The following is a 25,050-nucleotide window of genomic DNA, read 5'->3' on the forward strand; positions in this document are numbered from 1 at the left end:
ATCAAAATGGGATTTTTAAGGAATTAAAAAAGTTTACTAATTTATCCCATTCCTCCTTGTCATTCGCCTCTACAGGCACTATTGGTCCGCCTTGCTTCACTAATTCATTAATGAGTTTATCCCTTAGTTTTTTCTGATCAAACTCCACAAATTCACGTGCTGTTTCTATATCAATCTGCTCAAATAATCCTAAATTTTCATCTGTTATACCCAAACCCACACTTTCCAAAATAGCCACTTGCTGGGTATGCAACTTAAAAAAGTCTTCAAAATCAACAGGCTCAAATGTTTTTTTGTTCCTTGGGCGCTGAGACACAAGCCGCTTTTGTTCGAATAATTGGTCTATTAGTTTTTTGGTGGGCATATACTTTACAATAATATAAAAATACACTTAAAATCCTGCACAAGTTATTTGAATTATTATATTTGAATCAAAATCAACAGAATACAGCCACTCATAATAAGCAACACTTAACACGCATTATAATAATATGAAATCCAAAAATATCCATATTGGTTTTTGAAAGATAAAATGGATATAATTGAAAGTTATAAATCATAATAAAAAAGTAAACCTCAAAGCCTATAGTAATTAGTTAACTTTTTTAAGCCCTAAAAAACAAGCCTCACAATATAAAACCTCACACCTTCCTTCTAAGCATTTTCAAATCCTGTCTAAAGCTTTTGTTCGTTGAATTATAATTTTTTGAAATATTTAAAGGTGGGTTAAATTTAGCGATCAGGCTTGTTTCAAACTGTATGGGATTATTTGAAACACAATAAAAAAACGCAAGGTTTTCAAGCATCCATTCCGTTAATTTGGCTTCATCAATTGCTGTAAATTTTGTTTTACCATTTGTAGGATTGGATTGATCGCGGGGTATTTTATTTAGTCCCATCAATGAGCCAATACTTTTGCGTAAAGTTGACTGGCCAGCATGGCCATAAAAGTGTTGTTTTATATCTCGTTTGCGAAGGCTTTTAGATGAAATACCTGTGTAGAGCACTTTCAATTTTTCATACTCTGTATACGAAACTAAATTATTGCAAAGTGTACTGCTTGGTTTTAAACAAATGATATAATTGCCTGGCAAGTCTGGAACGGATATAGCTTGCTTTGGATTTCCTTTTATGAACTTCATATTTTTAATTTAAAATGATTTGACAAAATTTTTCGTATTGAAAGAATTTCTTCCAGATGGATTTCACATTAATACCGTGAATTGGTAGCAAGCTATCTTCTGCATGAAACAATATGTGGCGAAGGGAAGCATGGGATTTTTTTGCTAGAAATATTCCCTCATAATTTCCAATTAAGCTTTTAAAGTAATTCAGTTCCTTAGATATATGCATATTAAATTGATGAGGACTCACCTCCGATTGTTTTAATTTAAAGATTAAATCAACTTCACCACAATCGTTTTTGAGTATACTTGTTAAAGATTGGACTTGAAGTTCAATTAAATCATGCAATACCAATTGTTCTGGATGCGTTAATACGCAATATATTTTTTCACTTATCATACTTTATAATTTGTGACAAAACTATATAGCGTAAATTAATTTTTTAGCAAGTACTGCACAAGTACTGTTACATATTTTCAATATTGTCCTTCATTTCTTCATATTTTGATTTTTCAAACTTGTGTTTAACATCCTTATATAAAGCTGAACTTACATTTTTTGGGTTAAAATAAGAATCATCTTCCTTTTTGATCAAGCCACTACAATTTTTGTAATATTTCTTTTCTTGTACTGAAACCAAACACTCTTTTACAACATTACACCAAGCTCCAAATTCTCCTTCAGTCCCTAACCATTTCATGGTGGCGGAGGTATGTGTGTCTTCCTTATTTATCTGAATAAAATCCTCTGCGATATTGTCCGTTTGCGCTAAGCCTGAATTAATGATATAATTCAAAGCATTTTCTAGTTTTTTTTGTTTATCTGCTCTTGGAATTAAACGATTAGCACTATGTTTATTAACTATGAAACTTTCAAAATCAAATGGGTTTACAATTCCATCTTTATACATGTCACATTCATGGCCATTATTGCCCATTCTGCGGTCTATAATTCGTTTGTATTTAATTACTTTTAGTAAATCATTTTGTTGGGCTTTATATTGCGGAAGGGCTTCAATAAAGTTTAACAAGGTGTATACTTTATCTAATAACTCACTTTCGGAAACATATAAATAATAGGTATCCCAGTTATAATTTTCATTCCATCCTCCTTCACTACAATCCATCAGCATCCATGCATCAAATCTTGTATCGTCTTCTGCTACAATAATTTTTTCAAGCACTGCTATGTACTTATCAAGTCTTTTTATATCTAATTCCATTATATTGCTGTCTGATTAATAATTTACTAAAGCATTAAATATAGCTAAAAAACAAAGGCTTAATTTTGTTTAAATTGAAAAACAAGTAGCTAAATAAATTATTGTAAACACATTTCTTGCTTTAGGAGTTTACTTTTTGAACATTATATATAAATTATTCTAATTGATATTCTTATATTCAGACTTTTAAATAGGAATAACACATAGCATACAAACTAAAATGGCAAAAACAATAAAAAAACAAAAATCAATGGAGGAAACCCTTTGGGATTCTGCCAATAAATTAAGGGGAACGGTTGAGTCTTCGGAATACAAACACGTCGTGCTAGGATTGATTTTCCTAAAATTTGCCAGCGACAAGTTTGAAGAGAGACGCAAAGAATTGATTGCAGAGAAAAAGGAGCAGTATTTGGAGATGAAGGAATTCTACAATATGAAGAATATCTTTTTTCTGCCCGAAGAATCACGTTGGAGCCATATTATTAAAAATGCGAAGCAAGACGATATTGCCTTGATTATTGATACCGCCTTGCATACTACCGAAAAGAATAACCCTTCTCTAAAAGGCGCTTTGCCTGATAATTATTTCTCTCGTTTAAATATGGACGTGAGTAAATTGGCGGCCTTATTGGACACCATTAATAATATTGACACCCTTAAAGACAAACAGCAAGACATTGTTGGGCGGGTTTACGAATACTTTTTAAGCAAGTTTGCCTTGGCTGAAGGCAAAGGAAAAGGTGAATTTTATACGCCTAAAAGTATTGTCAACCTCATTGCCGAAATGATTGAACCTTATAAGGGAATTATTTACGATCCTGCTTGTGGTTCGGGTGGTATGTTTGTGCAGTCTATGAAGTTTATTGAAAACCACCATGGCGACAAAAAAGAGGTGTCTATTTACGGACAAGAATATACAGCTACTACCTATAAACTAGCAAAAATGAACTTGGCCATTAGGGGAATTGCTGCCAATTTAGGCGCTGTACCTGCCGATACTTTTGGAAAAGACCAACACAAAGACTTAAAAGCTGATTATATTATGGCCAACCCGCCTTTTAACCAAAAAGACTGGCGAGCAGACAATGAATTGGTGGACGACCCACGCTGGAAAGGCTATGATGTGCCGTCGTCTAGTAATGCCAATTATGGATGGATTTTAAACATGGTAGCAAAATTGTCTGAAAATGGAATTGCAGGATTTGTTTTATCAAATGGCGCACTTTCAGGAGGAAGTACTGATTATAAAATTCGAAGAAAACTGATTGAAAATGGATTGGTAGAAGCGATTGTGATTCTGCCGGGAAGTATGTTTTATACTACGGATATTAGTGTATCGATATGGATAATTAATAAAAACAAGTCAGAACGAACTCTTAAATTAAATGATATTGAAAAGAATTATCGTGAAAGAAAAGACGAAGTTTTGTTCATGGATTTAAGACAGATTGGGATTCCATTTGAAAAGAAATTTATACAGTTTTCTGAAGAAAATATTGATGAAATATCTTTAACCTATCACAATTGGCAACTAAAAGATTCTGACTACAAAGATGTTCCAGAATTTTGTTACTCTGCTAATTTAGAAGAAATTGCTGCTAAAGATTATTCCTTGGTGCCGAGTAAATATATTGAATTCATTAACCGAGATGAAAATATTGATTTTGGTGATAAAATGACGGCATTACAAAACGAATTTGCTGAATTACTGAAAGCTGAAGAAGCATCTAAAGCCGATTTATTGAATGTTTTTAAAGAATTGGGCTATGAGATCGAACTATAAGCGATTAAAAGATTATATCGAACCTTGCAACGAAAAGAATGAAGGGAATAATAACAAGTTATTACAAGGGATAAGTAATCAAAAGTTTTTCCAAAAAGCTAAAACGAATACAATAGGAATAGACTTATCGAAATATAGAATTGTAAGAACAGGGCAGTTTGCTTTTAACAGGGCTACTACTCGAAATGGAGATAAAATATCTATTGCTTTAAGGCAAGAAGAAAATTGTATTGTTTCACCTTCATACAGAATTTTTAAGTCAAAAGATGAAAATGTTTTAAATTCTGAATATTTAATGATGTGGTTCAGACGACCAGAATTTGACCGCTATGCCCGTTTTAAATCTCATGGTAGTGCACATGAATTTTTTGATTGGGACGAAATGTGCGAAGTAGAACTCCCCATCCCTTCCATAGCCAAACAGCGCGCCATTGTAAAAGAATACAGTACGGTAGTTAACCGCATAAAACTGAATGAACAACTCAACCAAAAACTAGAAGAAACCGCCCAAGCTTTGTATAAGCATTGGTTTGTGGATTTTGAATTTCCTGCAAATTTAAATGATACCCTGAGCGGAGCCGAAGGGTATAAAAGTTCTGGTGGTAAAAAGGTGTGGAATGCTGAATTGGATAAGGAGATTCCTGATGGGTGGGGTGCTGGGGAATTTTCACATTTTATAGAAATTATCAATGGTTATGCTTTTAAGGCAGATGATTTTAGTGAAAAAGGAGATTTTCCGATCCTAAAAATTAAGAACGTTCAGCCTCCTATTGTTTCGATAGATTCTTCATCTTATTACAAATACGATTTAAGTGAAAAATTAAAAAGGGTAGTAATAAGGGCAGGAGATGTCTTAGTTACAATGACTGGTTCTGGAGCTAATCAATTAAACTCCGCTGTTGGACAAGTTGGAAAATATTATTTTAAAAAACCTTCTCTATTGAATCAAAGAATTTGTAAACTGAATTGCAAAGAAAATTGTTATAGTGAGTTTGCTTATCTATTTATCTCAAGACAAGAAACTCAATCAGATTTATTGGCAGGCTCAACTGGTAGTGCAAATCAAGCAAATATTTCTCCAGATCAGATTAGAAATTTAATTTCAATTATTCCTCCATTGGATATCCTTGATAAATTCCAAGAAATATCAATTATTATTTCCTCAACAAAAAGAGTTCAGCAGCAAGAACAGTTACTAAAACTAAAAGATTTACTTCTTTCAAAAATGACAAAAGTTGAATTGGAAAAGGAATTTATTAATTAATCGAGTAATGGCAAAAAAACATAGTAAAAGTCAAGCGAAAGAAATTAGCGAAAAAACATTTGAGTTAAATATTACTACTGAATTACTAAACATTAGTAAGTCTTTTATTTGGTACATGGACCATTCACCTCTAAGTCATTTTTTAGATGAAACTATTTGGCGTGAGTTTCTTAATCAATCTGTTTTTTTTGCTGAAGGCTTAACGCAAGACCAAGAATCAAAGGTAGGTGGAGGATATGATGTTTCTATTCATTGTAAACATCCAATTTCCGGTTCAGGACGGTTGATGTTTTTGCAATATAAGGCAGGAAAAAGGGTGGGTTATTGTCAGAATAAGGAATCTCATTTTAATAAAGATAACTCAATAAGTAGTGGTAGCGAGCATGCAATGTTCACCTTTAATGATGCTGCAAAGAAAAGACAGCATTCTATATTGCAAGAACTTGCAAAGAATAATAATATTCAAGCAGAGTCAGTAATGTATGTCTTCCCAAGAATCACGGAGACAATTGATTTTTATGATAAAGTAGGGAACCTCATTGAGAATTCATCTTTTGTTCCTGTTTTGGACTTAGATGAACAGGCTAAGAAGCAAAGCCCGGCAATTACAATAAATGAGGGAGTAGTTCATAAATACCGAACATCATATGATGGTTTGAAAAGTGAAGTTAATTTTTTCTTCTTTAAATACATTTATACAAATTATCATTTACAAAAATTACTTGGTGAAATGATTTGCGTTCAATTAGAAAGGTTTTTCAAAATACTAAAAAAGAGGAGAGAATTTAGAAATGATAAATTTCAATTTGAAATTATTAGAATCCTTGAACATGCAATATTTAATTCCATTACATCTTATTTTAAGACTAATATTACTGAATTTGTTTTAGATGATATTAGATTTTACTTACGTAAAATTGAACAGTATTTTTCTTATGACACAATCCCCAATGCTCCGAGTACATATACTACAATTGTACCAAAACAAGGGTTAAAGTTGGAGCTACAGGAGTTCGAAAACTACAGCTCAATTAATTATCAGATTTTTTAGAAATTTAAAATAAACAAGTGATGTCAAGAATTAGAATTAATTCAATAGAAATAATGAACTACCGCTCTTTTGGAGATTCACAAGATTTTGTTTTTCCGAATGCAGATTACAAAAAGCCCATTGCCATTGTAGGGTACAATAATACAGGAAAGACTAATTTAATGAATTCAATTCTTTTTGCTTTACAAGTCAATTTTGTGAGTAAAGACACTTTTACAATTAACGATTTTCATAATCGAAATATTGATAATGTTCCAGGAATTCTACTTAATGCAATAAGTAGTGTAGAAACAAAGTTTGATGGAGTTAAGCAAGCGAATTTAACTGGTCATCATTTTTTGAATATTTTAACGGATGGAGATGTAATTGAAGGAAGCAGTATTAAATCTCTTAATAGTTTTGAGTTAAATGAATACGGTAAAGAGGATTTAAATTATCAAGCATTCGGGGCGACAAGGTATTTCAATATTTTCTATATCAATTTTCACAACATTAAAGAAGAAATTGTCACTCAAAAGACGAGTTGGGGTAATCTTAAATCTTTTTTAGGCAAACACATTCAGAAAATTGTTGAGACTGATGTTTCAATGGCTGAGAAAAAAGAAAGATTTGAACAAAGAGTTAATAGAAGCACAAAAAAAGTACTTGAAGATTCCAATCTAGAAAAATTTATAGATTTAATAAGAAAAAACTACGTCACTAACCTGAGAAATGATGACTGCACAGTAGATTTTGGATTACCCAATTATGAAGACATCTTCTTAAAAATGATGTTTAAGATTGGACTCAATGGAGACAAAGATAATTTGGTCCCAATAGATCATTTTGGAGATGGTTATATCTCAATGTTTGTGATGGCAGTAATTCAGGCAATAGCAGAATCCAATACTGATGATAGATGTTTATTTTTATTTGAAGAGCCAGAGAGCTTTTTACATGAAAATCATCAAGAGTATTTTTACAAAACTGTTTTATGTGGTTTATCAGAAAAAGGACATCAAGTTATTTATACCACTCATTCTGATAAAATGATTGACCCTTTTGATACAAAAGGGTTGATTCGATTAGAGATGGATGAGAAAAATCAAACGGTAAAAAAATATAATAATGTTGCAGAATTTAATTATGAAGAAGTTGATGAGGATACAGGTGAAGTAATTAACTATTCTCGCTACAATGAATTTATTAAAACCATTGAGCCAAATTTAAATAGGATGCTCTTTAGTAGAAAAGTCATTCTTGTTGAAGGCCCAAATGATGTATTGGTTTATAAATATGCCATAAAGCAAAAGGTATTACAATTTATAGCTGATGATGCTACAATAGAAAATAAAGAACAGTATGCTGATGCATATATGAATTTTGAAAATATTTCAATTGTGTGTCATCATGGAAAAGGAACTGCCAACTACCTAATAGAATTGTGTAAACACTTTTCAATAGATTACTTTGTTATAAATGATTGGGATTTTGATGAAGCAGATTTGTTGATTAGTGAAGTTGCAGGTTTCAGCACTCTTGCTGATTTAAAAGCTGATACTATTTATATTGCAAGTGACAAGAAAGCAATGATTACAACAAATTGGAACTTAATTAATGCTTCAGGAATCGATAATATTCACTTTAATGTAAAAAAACTTGAGACCGTTATTGGTTATAGCTCAATCGATAAAAGTAGTATTGCTATTTGGGAATTGTTAAACTCAGGGAGTTTTGAGTTTGATGAGCAACTGTTTCCTGAAAAATTAGAAACTTTTATTGGTTTAAGAAATGATAAAGAAGCAGAGGAACTTGAAGAGGAATGATTTTAAGAATATAAAATGTTACACGAACAATTAATTGACACTACAAATTCGATCCTAAAGCGTTCACGAGAGGTGAGTCGTTTAAAAGGTGAAAATTATAACATTTTTAATGTTTTAAAAATAGAATCAGATGAAGTTACTGTGCACAATCGATTTATTGCCAATTTACTGAATCCGAAAGGCTCGCATGGAATGGGTGCTATTTTTTTAAATCTATTTTATAAGCAAATTCTTCAAAGTCAAACTGGAGAAAATTCATTGCCGAATACAGTTTGTAAAACGATAGTAGCAATGCAGGAATTACCTACCAAAGTGAAAGCAGAATATTGGCTAGGCAATATTAGCATTGATCAATCGAAAGGAGGAAGTATAGATATTTGTATTACCACATCAGATTGTCAAATTCGAATCGAAAATAAAATTCACGCAGGTGAACAGCCTAAACAATTAGAACGCTATTTCAATTCAAAAAAAGGAGCAGCTCCGAAAATCATTGTATTTTATTTAACACTTAATGGACAGGCATCTAAAAGTGCAGGAATTTTAAAAAATGGAACACACTATTTCTGTTTGTCGCATAATAATGACACTACAAAATGGTTAGAAGCATGTTTTTTGCAAGCTAGTGATCAGCCAATATTAAGGGAAACCATTAAACAATATTTGATTTTAATTAAAAAATTAACCTTTCAAACAACTTCTCAAGCTATGGATAAAGAACTACAAGAGCTTATCATTAAAAATCGAGCAAATTTTGAAGCTGCGAATACAATTTCAAATTCAGTAAGTGACGCGAAAGAACAAGTGTATAAAAAAATCTTCACAAAAATCAAAACAGAAGTAAAGGATATAGCAAACTTAGACATAAAGATTGATGCCAAGAGAGGTGGCAGAGCAGATGGTGGTTTTATTTCTCTCAAACAGATAACTATTGAAAATAACAAATACGACATTGGGATAAATTTGGAATTGGAAAATAATTATTTTTTCTTTTGTATGATAGAGTCTGGGAAGAATAGAAGTAGCGTTTTGAATTCACATAGACGCTTTGATTCCATTGCTAATTACATTAGTTCTAAGAATTACACTTGTAAGAAAGAAGGTAATCGAAACGGTTGGAATTTATATCAAAAATTTAATTTTCAGGAAGAATTTAATTTCTTAAATTATTTAGACTTGAATAAATCTGCACGCGAAAAACTGGTTAATAGTTTTGCTATAGAATTAGCAAAAACAATAATGGAAAGCGAAATAGCTAAATTTGATTAAATTAGTTTATTATTTAAATGGAAGAAATTAAACAACTACTTGAAATAACTAGATCTTTACAAGAAAAATACGGAAGAAAATTTACGCTAGATGGTAAATTGGTAGGTGATATAGGAGAAGTATTGACAGCTGAAGCATATAATCTTACTCTATTTAGCGAAAATGAACCAATTCATGATGCCATAACAATTGATGGGTTGAAACGTATTCAAATAAAAGCCAGTTTTAAAAATTATAGTTATTTTCCTTCAGCTAAAAGTAAAATACCAGACTATTTTTTAAGTGTAAATATATTGGAAAATGGAGAGCTAGAGGAATTGTTTAATGGTCCTGGGCAATTTATTTACGATAAATACATTATTGGTAGAAATTTAAAGCCTACGCGAGAAACTTTTTATAATTTATCAAAAGGTGTATTAATAAAACTCAACGCTGAAGTACCAGAAAAAGATAAAATAAAGAGAGTAAAATGAAATTCACAGAGGCACAATTAGAACAGGCTTTTATTGAGCTATTAGGGCAAGAGGATATTCCTCATGTTTTGGGTGGAACTATTACCCGTTCAAATGATGAAGTTTTAATCAAAGCTGACCTAAAAGAATTTTTACTCAACCAATACAAAGCGGAAAAATTAACCAAGTCGGCACATTGACAAAAAAAACTTGTTGGATTTTTATTCTTGGGAAGAGATTAAAGATCAGTATAAATTGATTGAGAAGGATATTAATGAAATGTAAAGAAAATACTAAAATGAAATTTGAATGAAGAAATTTTCAAAAGATCGCTTAACGTTAATGAAATTTTGGGGGACCCCATTCCCTAACAAAGCTTCTAATAATGCAATAATTGAGTATAATAAAGATATTAATAATAGCAAGGCAAAGTTTACCAATTCAATTAAATCCATTTATCCAAACGATAATGCAGAAAGGAAAAATTTAATAAATCTTTATGAAGCTGCGGTTCTTTTTAGGAGTAATAAAAAACTTCGAAAAAAGTTGTTTGAAATTGTAATTCAAAACATAGGTATCCTCTCTTTATTCTTGACACCTTTTCTTTTGCCTATTCTTTTTTTTAAGGAACATTTTAACATATGGGAATATATTCTGAATTATCTTCTTACAATACTAGTTTCTCTAGTACTTGTAATGGTTTTAATTCCACTTTTTTCATTTATAACAAATTTTAAAATAAAAATAGGTCGAGCTTTAAGCGGGTTTATTAAACTTATACTCCTCATAATAGCTTGTTTTTCTATATATTATTTTATAGATTTAAAAGAAGGTGTTTTGAAAGGCGGTATACTTTCAGCGTACACTTTATTTTATATAATTCTTCTTATTTCGAGCGTAACATATTTTGTTCATTTTTTAGTTGACGCTGTTTATTTTACAGATAAGATTCAATTAAGCGACGAATTAATTATTGAGTCAGCTTATCGCCTTTCAAAGGTAGAATGGAATCTTGCTATAAAAAGAAGATCTGTTAGGCAAAATACTATAGATGAAATTGAAAGATTGGCTGGCTTAATTGAAAAGGATTGGAGTAGTCATATTTTACCTGGTGACGAGCGTACAGATAAATGGAAAATTAAAACACTTAACGGAATAGCTTCTAGCATAAGAGCATACAAACGTCAACTAATTATCCCTTCTGTTAAAACCCCTATTGAACTAAAGGCACAATTTAAAAATATTTTCGAAAAAATACTGAAGCATGATATTAAAGGTTTGCTTGATGCTGAAGTTCCTGCAAGTCGTATTCGTAAAAAATCAAAGTTTGCTATTTTGCACAGCATTATAGTTGCAGCACTTCCAATAAGTGCTGGGCTAATAATTAAAAATTACTTTCCTAATTTAATGGAAGAAGGCATTTTAAATATTGGTATTGCAATCGGTGCATTGTGGCTATTAATTTCTGTACTATTATGGCTTGATCCAAACTTGGCAGATAAAATAGCAACAATCAGATCATTCAAAGATGTGATTGGAAGTAATAACTCTGATTAATATAAATAGTAAACAAAAACCAACAACATATCGTTTAAACAAACACCATCAAAAAATCTATTTTTTTAACATACGTCCGATATGAATCCGGTATAACACCGTTAAAACAAGAATACTTATCTTTAGAAGATAATGATTTGCAGACGCAAATTGCGACTACAAAAAAGAACAGTAATTTAAATTTTGAGCTTAAATTAGATTTTAAACAATGACAGAAACCAACCGCATAGAATATAAAGAAAAACTGACCAAAGAGTTGGATTTGGAAAAGGAAGTAATTGCTTTTTTGAATTACCATGAGGGTGGTTATATTTATGTGGGTATTGACAAAGCGGGGAATGTAGTTGGTGTTGAAGATGTGGATGGAGATATGCTGAAGATAAAAGACCGTATTAAACATAATATTTCACCTTCTGCAATGGGTTTATTTGATGTAGTAGCTGAGGAGAAAGAAGGAAAGGCACTTTTAAAAATTGTGGTAGCAAGTGGCAGTGAAAAGCCTTATTTTAAACGTAAGTATGGCATGTCGGAAAAAGGCTGTTTTATTCGCAATGGCACAGCTGCAGACCCTATGCCTCAAAAAATGATAGATGAGTTTTTTGAGAAAAGGACAAAAACATCCATTGGTAAAATAAAATCAAGCAGACAGGACCTTAGTTTTGAGCAACTAAAAATATACTACGAAGCACAAGGCATTGCTTTAAATAAACAGTTTGCCAAAAACTTAGAACTATTAACTGAGGCAGGAGAATATAATTACGTGGCTTATTTAATGGCAGACCAAAACGGTACATCTATTAAGTTAGCAAAGTACAATGGTTTAACCCGAGCAGATTTGGCAGAGAATACAGATTTTGGTTATGAATCATTAATTAAAGCGACTAAGCAGACATTGGCAAAATTTGACCTGGAAAATAAAACGCACAGCAGAATTACAGGCTCTGAACGAGTAGATCAACGGCCTTGGTCTCCAATTGCTTTGCGCGAAGCGATATTAAATGCTTTTGTACACAATGATTTTACAACTGAAGTGCCGCCAAAATTTGAAATATTTGACGATAGAATTGAAATTACCTCTTCGGGCGGATTACCAAATGGTTTAAGCCAACAAGAATTTTTTGAAGGGTTTTCAGTCCCAAGGAATAAAGAGCTGATGCGGATATATAAAGACCTTGGTTTAGTAGAGCAATTGGGTTCAGGTGTACCCAGAATATTAGAAAGTTATGGGAAGGAGTGTTTTACTTTTTCTGAAAACTTTTTGAGAATGAGTTTTCCAAAAACACATACAAAAGAAGGTGGTCAGATAGGTGGTCAGAAAGGTGGTCAGATGGGTGGTCAGAAATGGCAAACTGAAAGCATTAAAGAGGCCGATATTTTGGAACAACTCCGATATAACTCCGATTCAATAGCAGAACTACTAGTATCTTTACCTGAAAAAAACAGGAAATTTTTACATTCAAAATTCGCACTAATTGCAGGTTATCTTCAGGATAACTTCAGGATAACTTCAGGAAAGCTTCAGGAAAGCTTCGGGAAAGCTTCGGGAAAGAAATTGTCTAACCAATTATTAGCTTTTGAACTCATTGTTATATATCCTGAAATTACAGCAGAAGAGATAGGAACAATTTTAGAATTATCGGAAAGAACAGTTTATACTTACCTTAAGAATTTAAGAACTGAAGGAGTTCTAGAACGAAAAGGGAGCAGAAAGGATGGTTACTGGGATGTTAAAAAACAAGAAATAGAAAAATGAAATTCACAGAAGCACAATTAGAACAGGCTTTTATTGAGCTATTAGGTCAAGAGGATATCCCTCATGTTTTGGGTGGCAGTATTTCTCGTTCAGAAGATGAAGTTTTAATAAAAGCAGACCTAAAAGCATTTTTACTCAACCAATACAAAGCAGAAAAATTAACCGAAGTTGAAGCGGACCAAATTATTCGAAGGTTAGAAATATTATCGGCTTCAGATTTGTATGAAAGCAATAAAGCCATTATGAAAATGGTTTCAGACGGTTTTATGCTAAAACGTGAAGACCGTTCTCAAAAAGATATATGGGTTTACCTTATTGATTTTAGCAAACAGAATAATAACAATTACAAAATTGTTAACCAATTAGAAATAACAGGCTATCACAAACGAATTCCAGATGGTATTTTATACATTAATGGTTTGCCATTGGTGGTATTTGAATTTAAAACTGCCATTAACGAAAACGTGTCTATCCATGATGCCTATGTGCAAATTACCACCCGTTACAAACGTGATATTCCTGAATTATTTAAATACAATGCCTTTTGTGTGATTTCAGATGGTGTAAATTCAAAAGCAGGGTCATTTTTTGCCCCTTATGAATTTTACTACGCTTGGCGAGCAGAGTCGGACAGACACTTTTTTGAAGGCAAACAAGTAGATGGGTTCAATAGCATGGAATCCATGATTAAAGGGATGTTTAATCAAAACAATTTACGTGACATTATTCGCAACTTTATTTTTATTCCCGATAGTTCAAAAAAGGACGAGAAAATAGTTTGTCGTTACCCACAATACTATGCCACGCGAAAATTGTATGAAAACATTTTAGTCCATCAAAAACCGAAAGGAGATGGTAAAGGGGGAACTTATTTTGGCACAACAGGTTGCGGTAAAAGTTTTACCATGCTTTTTTTAACCCGTTTGTTAATGAAGAGCAAGGAAATGGCAAGTCCTACTATTATTATAATTACGGACAGAACCGATTTAGACGATCAATTGTCGGGTCAATTCACCAATGCCAAAGGCTTTATTGGCGATAATGTAGTACAAACCGTAACCAGCAGAACAGATTTACGCGCACAGCTAAAAGGCAGAAATAGTGGAGGCGTATTTTTAACTACCATTCATAAGTTTAATGAAGATACCGAACTGTTAACCGAAAGAACAAATGTAGTTTGTATTTCAGATGAAGCCCACCGAAGTCAAATTAACCTCGACCAAAAAGTAACAGTTACTGAAGAAGGCGTTAAAAAATCCTATGGTTTTGCCAAACATTTGCATGACTCCTTACCAAATGCTACTTATGTTGGTTTTACAGGTACACCAGTAGATGCCACTTTAGATGTGTTTGGAGACATAGTAGATTCTTATACTATGACAGAGTCGGTGAAGGATGAAATAACCGTAAGAATAGTTTATGAAGGGCGTGCAGCTAAAATGAGTATTAATAATAGTGCGCTAAAAGAAATTGAAGAATATTACAACCAAGTTGCAGCAGATGGCGCATCAGAATATCATATAGAAAAAAGTAAAACAGAAAGTTCAAACATGAACATGGTGTTGGGTGACCCAGACCGATTAGAAGCCATTGCAAAAGATTTTGTAAAACATTACGAAACCAGAATTAAAGAAGGTTCAACTGTAAAAGGTAAAGCCATGTTTGTTTGTTCAAGTAGGCCAATTGCCTATGCTTTTTATAAGCAAGTGATAAAACTACTGGGCCAGCGGAGCTCAAGCTCCGCTAATTACGCTGATTACGCTGATTACGCTGAAGCTTTTACAAAAAATTACGGTTTACCAGAAGAGTGGCATAAAGGTAACTTACCACACAGAAATAAAGTAGACCTAATACAATTTATTACCTTCCGCCTAGGAGACAGCATTCCTAAAAAAGCACTTGAAGAATTAGAAGCCTCACTAAAAAATATTAAAGATGAAAAAACAAGAATTCAGAAGCAAAAGACCTTAGAAAAATATCTAGACAATGGCTATGGTTGTTGTGCTTTAGCAAAAAAGGAAATGGCCCAAGTGATGTTAGATGCCCTTTTACATCACGACGGTGATAAGTATGATTTATTGGCATGGAGTATTATGCCAAACCATGTACATGTTATGATAAAAACCAAAGATGAATTACCAAAAATAATTCAATCATGGAAGTCATTTACTGGTAAATGGGCAATTAAGCACAATAAAAAATACAAATTAAACCTGCCAGACAAAGCAGATCGATTTTGGATGCCGGAATATTGGGATCGCTTTATTAGAGACGCCAATCATTTTAATGCTACTGTAAGTTACATTTTAAATAATCCAAAAAAGGCTGGTTTACCTAAAGACCATTTGGCTTATATTTATACTGGTCACGCTATAACTGAAAGGTCGAAGCAAGAGCTTCAACCAGCCCAGGTGAAAATGATTATGACCCGTGGACAAGATGATCCCGCTGAACTCTATAATCTATTAGGCGATAAAGCAGATAGAAAAGAATTAGATAGACAATTTAAAAACGAAAAGTCCAATTTTAAAATTGCCATTGTAGTGGATATGTGGTTAACAGGTTTTGATGTGCCATTTTTAGATACCATGTATATCGACAAACCCATTCAACGTCATAATTTAATACAAACCATATCGCGTGTAAACAGAAAGTTTGCAGGAAAAGGAAAAGGGTTGATTGTCGATTATATAGGCATTAAAAAAGAAATGAATTTGGCTTTAGCCATGTATAATAAAGTAGATGGTCAAAATTTTGAAGATATTGACCAGTCCATTTTAGTGGTGAAAAATCATTTGGATTTATTGGATAGATTCTTCCATGGATTTAATACTGACGATTATTTCAAAGGTAAATCGTTGGTGCAATTACATTGCTTGAACCGTGCATCCGAATTTGTTTTAGAAACAGAACAAAAGAAAAAGCGATTCATGGATATGGTCAAGCGCTTAAAATCCGCTTATGATATTTGTTGTGGAAGCGAAGAGCTGAGTCAATCCCAAAAAGACTATATCCACTTCTATTTAGCCATTCGTTCAATTGTTTATAAATTAACTAAAGGAGATGCGCCAGATACGGCACAAATGAATGCTTATGTGCGAGATAAAGTGGCAGCCGCACTCCAGAGTGACGGCATTGAAGAAATCATCAAATTAGGTGACGAGCAAAATAAAGAACAAGACATTTTTGATTTAGATTATTTAGCCAATATTGATAAAATAAAACTGCCAAATACTAAAATTCAATTACTTCAAAAATTGTTAGCCAAGGCAATTGGCGAAATGAAAAAAGTAAACAAAATTCAAGGCGTTGAATTCTCTAAAAAAATGAAAGCGGTTGTCGATCGCTATAATGAGCGAAAAGACAATGTATATTCAGGTGAAGAATTTGAGGCAATTGCAGGCGAGCTCACTCGCCTAATCATGGAATTAAAAGACGAATTTAAGGCAGGAGATGATTTAGGAATTGACTTTGAAGAAAAAGCATTTTTTGACATACTTAAAACATTAGCAGAAAAGTATGACTTCAGTTATCCAAAAGAAAGATTACTCTTTTTAGCAAAACATGTCAAACAAATAGTTGACGACAAAGCAAAATATACTGATTGGAGTGAACGAAGTGACATAAAAGCCGAATTAAAAGTTGATTTAATCATTTTATTAGGCGAAAACGACTACCCACCAGTTGATAGAGACGAAGTTTATAAAGAGATTTTTGAACAAGCTGAGAATTTTAAGAAGCATAGGTAGGATTTAATATGCAATTAGAAACTATTTACAACCCTACTACTACCGAGTTTAATATTGTACTAGAATACCTAATTAAGGTTGAAAAAACTGGTAATATCAGCACGGTAGAAAAATGCTTTAACCGAAATGAATTAATAGTAGTATTTGATGGAAAGAAATTGGTTGGTTTTTCGGCTTATCAAGCAGATGATATAATAGCGCACATTCACATTATTGAAGTGATTGCAAACTATCAGAAAAAAGGAGTAGGAACAAAACTAGCCGACAACACGATCAATCAAATAATTGAAAAGAAAGCTTTAGCAATAGAGTTATTTTGTTCACCTTCATCTTCAGCAACTTTTTGGAGCAAGATCGGTTTCATAAAAATGCCAGAATTGGCTATCACAAATGGAAGAGTGTTAATGTATAAACCCTTAGTTGAAAGTTTGCCAGCAGGAAATGTAGAATCTGATGCAGGTGAAACTATTGAGTTGTGGAATATTAACGAAGGTAGAGAAAGAGATTCCCAGCCTAAATGGAAATGGAATATTCCAAAAACAAATTTTTATATTATACAGCCATGTCAATCAGATTGGAAAATTAGTTTGAGCAAGGGTAATAACATTGTTAAGGCATGTAAGGTGAAGTATTTTTCAATAAACAGTTTTTTCCATGGTAGGTATTTAATCTTGTCTGAAACGAATTTAAAGTAAGTTGTATGCAAATCACATGCACATAAAAAAAGAGTCACACTTTCGTGTAACTCTTTTTTCGCTCCCCCTCCCTTCGGCTAACGCTCAGGGCGGCGCTTGGACTCCCTACGAATGACCATAGCACAGTACCGATAACTACCGTGGACGTACAAAAAATTGGGCGCAAAAAAAAGCCTTTCAATTTCTTGAAAGGCTTTCTGTTGCTTTGCTCCCCCTCTTGGACTCGAACCAAGGACCCTCTGATTAACAGTCAGATGCTCTAACCAGCTGAGCTAAGGAGGAGTTTAAGGTCTCTTACGTTTCCTTAAGCGAGTGCAAATATATATAAAAGATTTTTTTCTGCAAAAATTATTTACAAGTTTTTTTAAAAAAAATTCAATTTATTTTTTTTAGTACTGATTATCAGAACAAATCATCCTCTAATTCAGCGTCGTCATCAAAGTTAACTTCATCATTAGAATTATCGGCATCATTTTTCACACAATTACCAGGTCTTAATATGTTTGTTTTAGAAACATTTAATCTAATTTCTGTTTTAATGGTTTGGTCATCTTGCAAATATCCTTTTGGAAATGGTGTACCTACCACCTCAACCAAGGTTCCAGTTTTCAGGTATTCCAGAATTCTTAAATTCGCACCATCTCTTTTCCAAATGGTACAATTAATCCAAGTTGTTTTCGTGCGTTGTTCTCCTGTTCTTTTGTCCTTCCAATTTTTATTATGAGCAACCGGAAAATTAATAGCTACTACGCCATTGTCCATACTTCGAACGACTGCATCCTTGCCGATATTTCCAATTAAACGTGTTTCAAATACAGTTGCCATAGTTTGGTATAATTCATGAGTTTTGTTCGCACTAAATTAAGCATAATTTTTAATCGAATAATAATTAGTCGGTGAATTAACCATGCATTTATTCAAAATGGACAATAAAAGCATCCGTATAGCCTTTATTCTGCACCTCTTTTTGTGCTTTTTTTGCTAACTTCTTGGTTTCAAACGGGCCAATAAAATATTTATACTTATACATGCTTGTAGAATTTATCTTTACCCTTTCAATAGGGTAATTTAACCTTTTAAATTCTGCAATATTTGTTTCTAAAGGATCTATAGAAGACATAATTTGAACTTTAAAAGAAGGACCGGTCGCTTCAACTGGGCTGAAGTTAATTTTTGGATAAGATGCTTTTAAATAAGCACGGGTTGCTCTAAACACAGCAGAAGCAATAATTTCCTGTCCATATTTACTATTTAAGTAAGCTGCTTCTCCGGGATTAGTCAAAAAGCCACATTCAATTAATACCGTAGGCATTTTGGTAAACTTTAGTATTTGTAAAGAATGCCCAATATCTGCCCCAGTTTTAATCCCTCTACTTTTTCTTCCTGCTCTGGATTTAAATTGTTTTTCTATTTGCAAGGCCCATCTATAACTTTCTTTTGCTTCAAAATTATGGATATGCGTTTCGGTACCAATTATTTCTGTATTGTCACTTCCATTGCAATGGATACTCATCATAAAATCCACACCTTTATCATTTGCCATTTTTACCCTTTCGTCCAAACTTGGATATACATCCGTAGTTCTAGTATAAATAACGGTAACATTGGATAAGTTATGTTCTAAGTAATGTCCTATTTTTTGGGAGATCAAAAGGTTTAAATCCTTTTCCGGTAAATGCACGGCAGCAACAGACAAATGTCCGGGATCTTTTCCGCCATGTCCGGGATCTATTAATATAGTAATATTTTCCTTATTGGAACCAAAACTAAAAAAAGAAATTAATAGCAATAAAGAAGTAAGCATTCTAATCATAAGGAAATAATTATTTGCTAAATTACTGAAATGGATAGCACCTTATTTCACTTGTACATGAATTAATCCAAATTAATTTGTTTATAACCTAAAACGGGCACAAAAAGAATTTTCTTTTTAAATAAATAGTTCTTAGATTTGGTGCGATATAAGTTAAATAGACAAACAGGATGAAAACAGTTCAATATAGAGAAGCCCTTAGAGAAGCAATGTCTGAAGAAATGAGAACAGACAGTAGTGTGTTTTTATTAGGAGAAGAAGTCGCGGAATATAATGGTGCTTATAAAGTTTCTCAAGGAATGCTTGATGAGTTTGGTGCAAAAAGAGTAATTGATACACCGATAGCCGAACTTGGATTTACAGGTATTGCTGTTGGTGCTGCTATGAATGGTTTGCGTCCTATTGTTGAATTTATGACATGGAATTTTGCCATTTTAGCTGCAGATCAAATTATTAACTCTGCTGCAAAAATGTTACAAATGTCGGGTGGACAAATTGGTTGTCCCATTGTATTTAGAGGTGGAAACGGTACTGCTGGTCAGTTAGGCGCTACCCACTCTCAAAGTTTTGAAGCATTTTATGCACACGTTCCTGGTTTAAAAGTGGTCACCCCTTCTACTCCATATGATGCAAAAGGCTTATTAAAAGCAGCCATTAGAGACAATGACCCTGTATTAGTATTAGAGTCTGAAAAAATGTATGGCGATAAAGGTGAAATTCCAGAAGGAGAATATATCATTCCAATTGGGGTTGCCGACATTAAAAGAAAAGGTACAGATGTGACTGTTGTTTCTTTTGGTAAAATTATCAAAGAAGCACATAAAGCGGCGGAAGCATTAGAAAAAGAAGGCATCTCTGTTGAAATTATAGATTTGCGTTCTGTACGTCCAATTGATTATGGTACAGTAGTAAATTCTGTAAAGAAAACCAATAGATGTGTAGTCGTTGAAGAGTCTTGGCCAATTGCGTCTATCGCTTCTGAAATTGCTTACCACGTTCAAAATTATGCCTTCGATTATTTAGATGCTCCAGTTAAACGTGTAATGCAAAGTGATACCCCATTTCCTTTTAGCCCACCTTTAATGGCGGAAGCTTTACCAAACGTAGCAAGAATTATTGCTGCTATTAAAGCAACCATGTATAAATAAAAACAGGCGAATTGTGGTGGGTTTAAGTAAAGCATTTAAACATACCCGCAGGCACAACACCGCCATACTCGACCTTTTAGTAAATACAAAGATTGGTACCAATGGTGCGCAGTACACGCATTTGCATACGCCTTTAAAAATTGGCTTATTGCACCAACCACATTTTTTCACCATTTACCGAAAGGAAAAAGCCATTGTAAATTTCACTATTTGTGAACGTCCATTTTATGTTCAAGAGCGATTAATAGATACTTTTTACGTCCGTTATTTTGCATTCGATAAAAATTTTCAAACACAATCCAAAGCAAATAAAAAAGGAAAGCCTAGTCCTTTTCAACAATATTTTTCTAAATTACTATCCACTAGCAACCTCCAAGTAGCAGCACCGGCGTATGGTCCTTCTCTATATTGGGCCATTATTGACCCCGAGAATATCCGTTCCCTTCAAGTTGCAGAACGCTATCAATTTGAATCTATCGCGAAAATTAAGACATGGGCCTTTAGTCGCATTTATTTAAAAAAGGACAAAAAGGTAACCCGTATATTGGCCCATGAACATGATGAAGTTTGGGCCTGTATCCAAAACTTTTACCGAAGTTATAGCGGCTTATCCAAAGTGCATTTATTTGAAGCCAACCATTATTTTGTTTATCGAGAAGACGGAAAGATTGTAGCAGGAATACAAGCCAATCCCGTAGCTTGGAAAATCCATTCCTTGCCTGGTAAAAACGGTAAAAAATTGGTAAAAATACTACCATATCTTCCGTTTATTTCTAGACTAATGCATCCCAATAAATTTAACTTTTTAGCCACAGAAGGTATCTTTTGGTTACCCAACCACGCCGACAAGGTAAAAAAACTCCTCCAAGGTGTATTGGCGCTACAACAATGCCATACTATGATGTTGTGGACAGATGCAAAAGATGAACGCTTAAACAAACAAATAGCAGTATGTAAGCCCGGTTTATTGCAAAAGTTTAAGGCCGATCAGGAAGTAGACTTATGGATGAAATTCAATCACATTTCACCCGACTTAAAATCGAGTATAAAAAATGCTTTACAATACATTTCAGGATTCGATACCACCTAAAGGGTAATCAATCCTTTTTCAGCATTCCAAACAATTTCATCCAGGGTATCTCTCACTTCATTTAAATCAAAAGAGGTAACTAGTTTAATGCGGTAATCTTTAAAGTGAGGAATACCTTTAAAATAATTAGAATAGTGTCGTTTCATTTCATTCACCGCTAATATTTCACCTTTCCATTCTACCGACATTTCTAAATGCCTTTTCGCTATATGCACACGATCAGCTATAGATGGCGGGGGAAGATGTTCTCCAGTTTTTACAAAATGTTTGATCTCATTAAATATCCAAGGATAGCCTATACTTGCACGACCAATCATAATGCCATCTACATTATATTTTGCTTTATAAGCCACCGCTTTTTCAGGAGAATCAATATCCCCATTTCCAAAAATTGGAATCCGGATACGTGGGTTATTCTTTATTTCTGCGATTAAATCCCAATCGGCTTCCCCTTTATACATTTGTTTTCTGGTCCTACCATGCACAGACAAAGCCTCAATACCTACATCTTGTAAGCGTTCAGCAACTTCGGTAATGTATTTAGTGTTTTCATCCCAACCTAAACGCGTTTTAACCGTTACGGGTAACTTAGTGGTGTTGACAATCTCCTTGGTCATTTCCACCATTTTTGGAATATCCTGAAGAATACCAGCACCAGCACCTTTACAGGCCACTTTTTTTACTGGACAACCATAATTAATATCGATAATATCAGGATTTGTACGCTCTACTATTTCCGTAGTTTTACGCATACTTTCAATGTCAGAACCAAAGATTTGAATCCCTATTGGTCTCTCATATTCATAAATATCTAATTTTTGAACCGACTTAGCGGCATCTCTAATTAGCCCTTCGGAAGAAATAAACTCGGTATACATTAAATCCGCCCCATTTTCTTTACACAATGCTCTAAAAGGAGGATCACTCACATCCTCCATTGGCGCGAGTAATAATGGAAAATCTCCAAGATCTATATTTCTTATTTTAACTGACATGTTGGGTGCAAAATTAGTACAAAAAAAAAGATGTTTAACCAGTAAACATCTTTTTAAATTATAATTATCGTATAATATTATTCATCTTCAGAAATATCGAGTTGACCTCTACCTTTAGATTTACCCATTTTGTAAGAGATAAAAAATTCAGTTGCTCCTTGAGATTTTGTAATAGTTCTCATTTGAGACATGGTAAAATCGTAAGATACACCTGCTGTAAAACCACCTTTATTAAGTGCACAACTTGCAATTAAAGCATCTTGCATTCTAAAATGCGCACCTATCTCAATAGATGTTCTATTGTAATAACCTGTGTATTGAGAATCCCCTCTACTTAATAGGATATCAAATCTTGAACCGAACACTAAATATTGATTTGGTCCTTGAATACCCCACATGACACTTGGTTTAAAAGTCAATGGAAAATCTGCTTTTCCAAAATTACCAAAATAATGGAAATTCAAGGTACGACTCATTCTCTCATCCACTGAAGTGTATTGCACTTTTGGTCTAGTTAAGTGTCCAGAAGAAACACCAACGGTCATGAATCTATATTCATCTACAGCATATTCATAATACAAACCTGCGCCAATATCGAAAGCACCAACAGAATATCTATCGTTTAACAATAACTCACCACTTTGTAAGGTATTATCAAAACCTATACCTTCTTCCCATTGCGAACTCCAAACTAAATCAGAGCTTTCAACACTTCTTTGAAAATATCCTGGGGATATTCCGAAAGACAAATAGTGTAATTCTCCAATTCTTAAAGAATAATTAATTGGAACAGCAACTTGTAACTGTGTATAACTTCCATCACCACCCACATCATTACTTAAAATCAAACCTGCACCTACATATTTTCCTTTTCTTCTATCTTCGTACAATCTTGTATCGAAGGTAGCACTATAAGTTTGCAAAGGAGGATCGGTAGCTGGACGCCATTGTTCTCTATAATTTGCAAATACCTTATACTTTGCATCAAAAAAACCTGCGGCTGCCGGGTTTATTTGAATTTTAGTTTGATCATACATACTAAAATGCTTATCAATTTGTGCAAAAGCACTTCCTGAAACGCAAACTATAAATGTCAATAATATTAATTTCCTTTTCATCATTTTACCTCACTAAAGTTGTATTTCCACTTAATTTCCCAGTTTTTCCAGTATTAAACTCATATTCTAAAGTCCAAATAAAAACCCCTGGATTTTCTGGTTTACCTTTAAAGTTACCATCCCATCCATTTCTTTGTTCTACAGACTCAAATACTAATTGTCCGTATCTATTAAAAACTTTAAAGATTACTTTTTCCAAAGCCAAGCCTTCCACTACGAGTAAATCATTTAATCCATCACCATTTGGTGAAAAAGCCGTAGCCACACCAATTGCGGGTTGAAAATTCACATATACCATAATGGTATCCGTATTAGTACAGCCATTATCGTCACTAGCCAAGACAATATATTCAGTAGAAATTTCTGGTCTAGCAAAAGCATTTTGGTTATTTGGGTTCCTTATATTTTCATCTGGAAACCATTCATAAACTGTAGCATCAAAACTTTGCGCAGTAAGTATAATAGAAGTACCTAACTCTATAATTGTATCTTCGCTCACCGTAACGCTTGGTCTTCCAACCACATCAATAGGAACGTTATTAATTGCACTGATACTACCATTAATATCCGTCACCTGCAAAGAAACCGTATGTTGTCCGGCAACAGGGAAACAAAACTCAGGATTTTGAAGCGTTGAAGTAGACGGAATAGCATCACTTGGAGATATCTTCCAATCCCAAGTCACAGGTCCACCCGTTGAAGTATCTCTCATGGTAACACATTCATCAATACAAATAGGATCTTTAAATGTAAAACCTGCAGAAATAGACCCTGGACAAGTCACTACTACCATGGAAATATTAAAATCATCTATCCCACCATTACCATCTATAATATCTAATTCTAAAACATAATTACCAACATCAGCAAAACAAATAACGCCAGGATCTTGACTAGTCGGGTTTTGAATCGTAGCAGTAGCTGGCGTAATAGTCCATGTCCATGAATTTATACCTGCTGGAGAAGTGCTTAAATCTTGAATCGTAATACAAGCATTTTCACAAAACGGACCCGCCCCTTGATCGATAGCGTAACTTGCATTTTGAGCCTGAATATTAAACTGTCCTAAAAATAGAACAAATAATACTAGTAAGGTGACTTTTTGTTTCATAACCATTTTTTTCAAAGATTAAAGGTAATAAAATATATTTTACAACATAG

22 protein-coding genes and 1 tRNA gene are annotated in these 25,050 nt (G+C 33.4%); 13 read left to right on the forward strand and 10 right to left on the reverse strand.

The window, feature by feature from the left end; all coding sequences use genetic code 11:
* Position 1 precedes the first annotated feature (1 nt).
* The 4 genes from DNU06_RS10040 to DNU06_RS10055 form a co-directional block, all read right to left on the reverse strand.
* The gene (locus DNU06_RS10040) at positions 2–316 is read right to left on the reverse strand and encodes a hypothetical protein (RefSeq protein WP_146239208.1); all 315 of its coding nucleotides are present in this window, start codon (positions 314–316) and stop codon (positions 2–4) included.
* Between the two features lie 325 nt (positions 317–641).
* The gene (locus DNU06_RS10045; protein WP_111063200.1) at positions 642–1,142 is read right to left on the reverse strand and encodes a GIY-YIG nuclease family protein; all 501 of its coding nucleotides are present in this window, start codon (positions 1,140–1,142) and stop codon (positions 642–644) included.
* A 4-nt stretch (positions 1,143–1,146) separates the two neighbouring features.
* Positions 1,147–1,524 carry a hypothetical protein gene (locus DNU06_RS10050; RefSeq protein ID WP_111063201.1) on the reverse strand — a complete coding sequence of 126 codons (378 nt, stop codon included), beginning with the start codon at positions 1,522–1,524 and terminating at the stop codon, positions 1,147–1,149.
* Positions 1,525–1,591: 67 nt separating this feature from the next.
* Positions 1,592–2,347: a hypothetical protein gene (locus tag DNU06_RS10055; RefSeq protein ID WP_111063202.1), complete on the reverse strand. Its 756-nt coding sequence runs from the start codon at positions 2,345–2,347 to the stop codon at positions 1,592–1,594.
* Between the two features lie 220 nt (positions 2,348–2,567).
* On the opposite strand from DNU06_RS10055, the gene DNU06_RS10060 reads away from it, so the two are divergent.
* From DNU06_RS10060 to DNU06_RS10110, 11 genes are all read left to right on the forward strand, one after another.
* Positions 2,568–4,130: a type I restriction-modification system subunit M gene (locus tag DNU06_RS10060; protein WP_111063203.1), complete on the forward strand. Its 1,563-nt coding sequence runs from the start codon at positions 2,568–2,570 to the stop codon at positions 4,128–4,130.
* The gene (locus DNU06_RS17840) at positions 4,114–5,394 is read left to right on the forward strand and encodes a restriction endonuclease subunit S (protein WP_158526870.1); all 1,281 of its coding nucleotides are present in this window, start codon (positions 4,114–4,116) and stop codon (positions 5,392–5,394) included. Before DNU06_RS10060 ends, DNU06_RS17840 begins: the two co-directional genes overlap by 17 nt.
* A gap of 7 nt (positions 5,395–5,401) precedes the next feature.
* Positions 5,402–6,445 carry a hypothetical protein gene (locus DNU06_RS10070; protein ID WP_146239209.1) on the forward strand — a complete coding sequence of 348 codons (1,044 nt, stop codon included), beginning with the start codon at positions 5,402–5,404 and terminating at the stop codon, positions 6,443–6,445.
* Positions 6,446–6,465: 20 nt separating this feature from the next.
* On the forward strand, positions 6,466–8,250 hold the full coding sequence (locus DNU06_RS10075) for an ATP-dependent nuclease (RefSeq protein WP_111063205.1): 1,785 nt from the start codon (positions 6,466–6,468) through the stop codon (positions 8,248–8,250).
* 15 nt (positions 8,251–8,265) lie between these two features.
* A complete protein-coding gene (locus tag DNU06_RS10080) occupies positions 8,266–9,519 on the forward strand; it encodes a PDDEXK-like family protein (protein WP_111063206.1) in 1,254 nt (417 codons plus the stop codon).
* Between the two features lie 17 nt (positions 9,520–9,536).
* Complete coding sequence (locus DNU06_RS10085) at positions 9,537–9,992, forward strand: DUF6998 domain-containing protein (RefSeq protein ID WP_111063207.1); 456 nt, start codon at positions 9,537–9,539, stop codon at positions 9,990–9,992.
* Positions 9,989–10,171, forward strand: coding sequence for a hypothetical protein (locus tag DNU06_RS10090; protein WP_111063208.1), 183 nt, complete (start codon positions 9,989–9,991; stop codon positions 10,169–10,171). The genes DNU06_RS10085 and DNU06_RS10090 overlap by 4 nt, the downstream gene beginning before the upstream one ends.
* 109 nt (positions 10,172–10,280) lie before the next feature.
* Positions 10,281–11,528 (forward strand): hypothetical protein, encoded by a 1,248-nt coding sequence (locus DNU06_RS10095; protein ID WP_146239210.1) that lies wholly within the window; start codon positions 10,281–10,283, stop codon positions 11,526–11,528.
* A gap of 208 nt (positions 11,529–11,736) precedes the next feature.
* Positions 11,737–13,281 (forward strand): RNA-binding domain-containing protein, encoded by a 1,545-nt coding sequence (locus DNU06_RS10100; RefSeq protein ID WP_111063210.1) that lies wholly within the window; start codon positions 11,737–11,739, stop codon positions 13,279–13,281.
* The gene (locus tag DNU06_RS10105) at positions 13,278–17,030 is read left to right on the forward strand and encodes an HsdR family type I site-specific deoxyribonuclease (RefSeq protein ID WP_111063211.1); all 3,753 of its coding nucleotides are present in this window, start codon (positions 13,278–13,280) and stop codon (positions 17,028–17,030) included. Before DNU06_RS10100 ends, DNU06_RS10105 begins: the two co-directional genes overlap by 4 nt.
* A gap of 8 nt (positions 17,031–17,038) precedes the next feature.
* Positions 17,039–17,725, forward strand: a complete 687-nt coding sequence (locus DNU06_RS10110) for a GNAT family N-acetyltransferase (protein WP_111063212.1) — start codon at positions 17,039–17,041, stop codon at positions 17,723–17,725.
* A 208-nt stretch (positions 17,726–17,933) separates the two neighbouring features.
* On the opposite strand, the gene DNU06_RS10115 is transcribed toward DNU06_RS10110, so the two are convergent.
* From DNU06_RS10115 to DNU06_RS10125, 3 genes are all read right to left on the reverse strand, one after another.
* A tRNA-Asn gene (locus tag DNU06_RS10115) sits at positions 17,934–18,007 on the reverse strand.
* 120 nt (positions 18,008–18,127) lie between these two features.
* On the reverse strand, positions 18,128–18,550 hold the full coding sequence (locus tag DNU06_RS10120; protein ID WP_111063213.1) for a single-stranded DNA-binding protein: 423 nt from the start codon (positions 18,548–18,550) through the stop codon (positions 18,128–18,130).
* Positions 18,551–18,638: 88 nt separating this feature from the next.
* On the reverse strand, positions 18,639–19,538 hold the full coding sequence (locus DNU06_RS10125) for an N-acetylmuramoyl-L-alanine amidase (protein ID WP_111063214.1): 900 nt from the start codon (positions 19,536–19,538) through the stop codon (positions 18,639–18,641).
* A gap of 170 nt (positions 19,539–19,708) precedes the next feature.
* On the opposite strand from DNU06_RS10125, the gene DNU06_RS10130 reads away from it, so the two are divergent.
* Together DNU06_RS10130 and DNU06_RS10135 are read left to right on the forward strand one after the other, a co-directional pair.
* On the forward strand, positions 19,709–20,686 hold the full coding sequence (locus DNU06_RS10130; protein ID WP_111063215.1) for a pyruvate dehydrogenase complex E1 component subunit beta: 978 nt from the start codon (positions 19,709–19,711) through the stop codon (positions 20,684–20,686).
* A 13-nt stretch (positions 20,687–20,699) separates the two neighbouring features.
* Positions 20,700–21,776: a hypothetical protein gene (locus DNU06_RS10135; protein ID WP_146239211.1), complete on the forward strand. Its 1,077-nt coding sequence runs from the start codon at positions 20,700–20,702 to the stop codon at positions 21,774–21,776.
* Here the strand turns inward: DNU06_RS10135 and dusB are convergent.
* The 3 genes from dusB to DNU06_RS10150 form a co-directional block, all read right to left on the reverse strand.
* Positions 21,773–22,771, reverse strand: a complete 999-nt coding sequence (dusB, locus tag DNU06_RS10140) for a tRNA dihydrouridine synthase DusB (RefSeq protein ID WP_111063217.1) — start codon at positions 22,769–22,771, stop codon at positions 21,773–21,775. The genes DNU06_RS10135 and dusB overlap by 4 nt on opposite strands.
* A gap of 77 nt (positions 22,772–22,848) precedes the next feature.
* Positions 22,849–23,892 carry a PorP/SprF family type IX secretion system membrane protein gene (locus DNU06_RS10145; RefSeq protein ID WP_111063218.1) on the reverse strand — a complete coding sequence of 348 codons (1,044 nt, stop codon included), beginning with the start codon at positions 23,890–23,892 and terminating at the stop codon, positions 22,849–22,851.
* A 1-nt stretch (position 23,893) separates the two neighbouring features.
* Positions 23,894–25,000, reverse strand: coding sequence for a T9SS type B sorting domain-containing protein (locus tag DNU06_RS10150; protein WP_158526871.1), 1,107 nt, complete (start codon positions 24,998–25,000; stop codon positions 23,894–23,896).
* Positions 25,001–25,050 lie beyond the last annotated feature (50 nt).

The sequence above is a fragment of the Putridiphycobacter roseus genome (genome assembly GCF_003234935.1).
GTDB lineage: Bacteria > Bacteroidota > Bacteroidia > Flavobacteriales_D > Crocinitomicaceae > Putridiphycobacter > Putridiphycobacter roseus.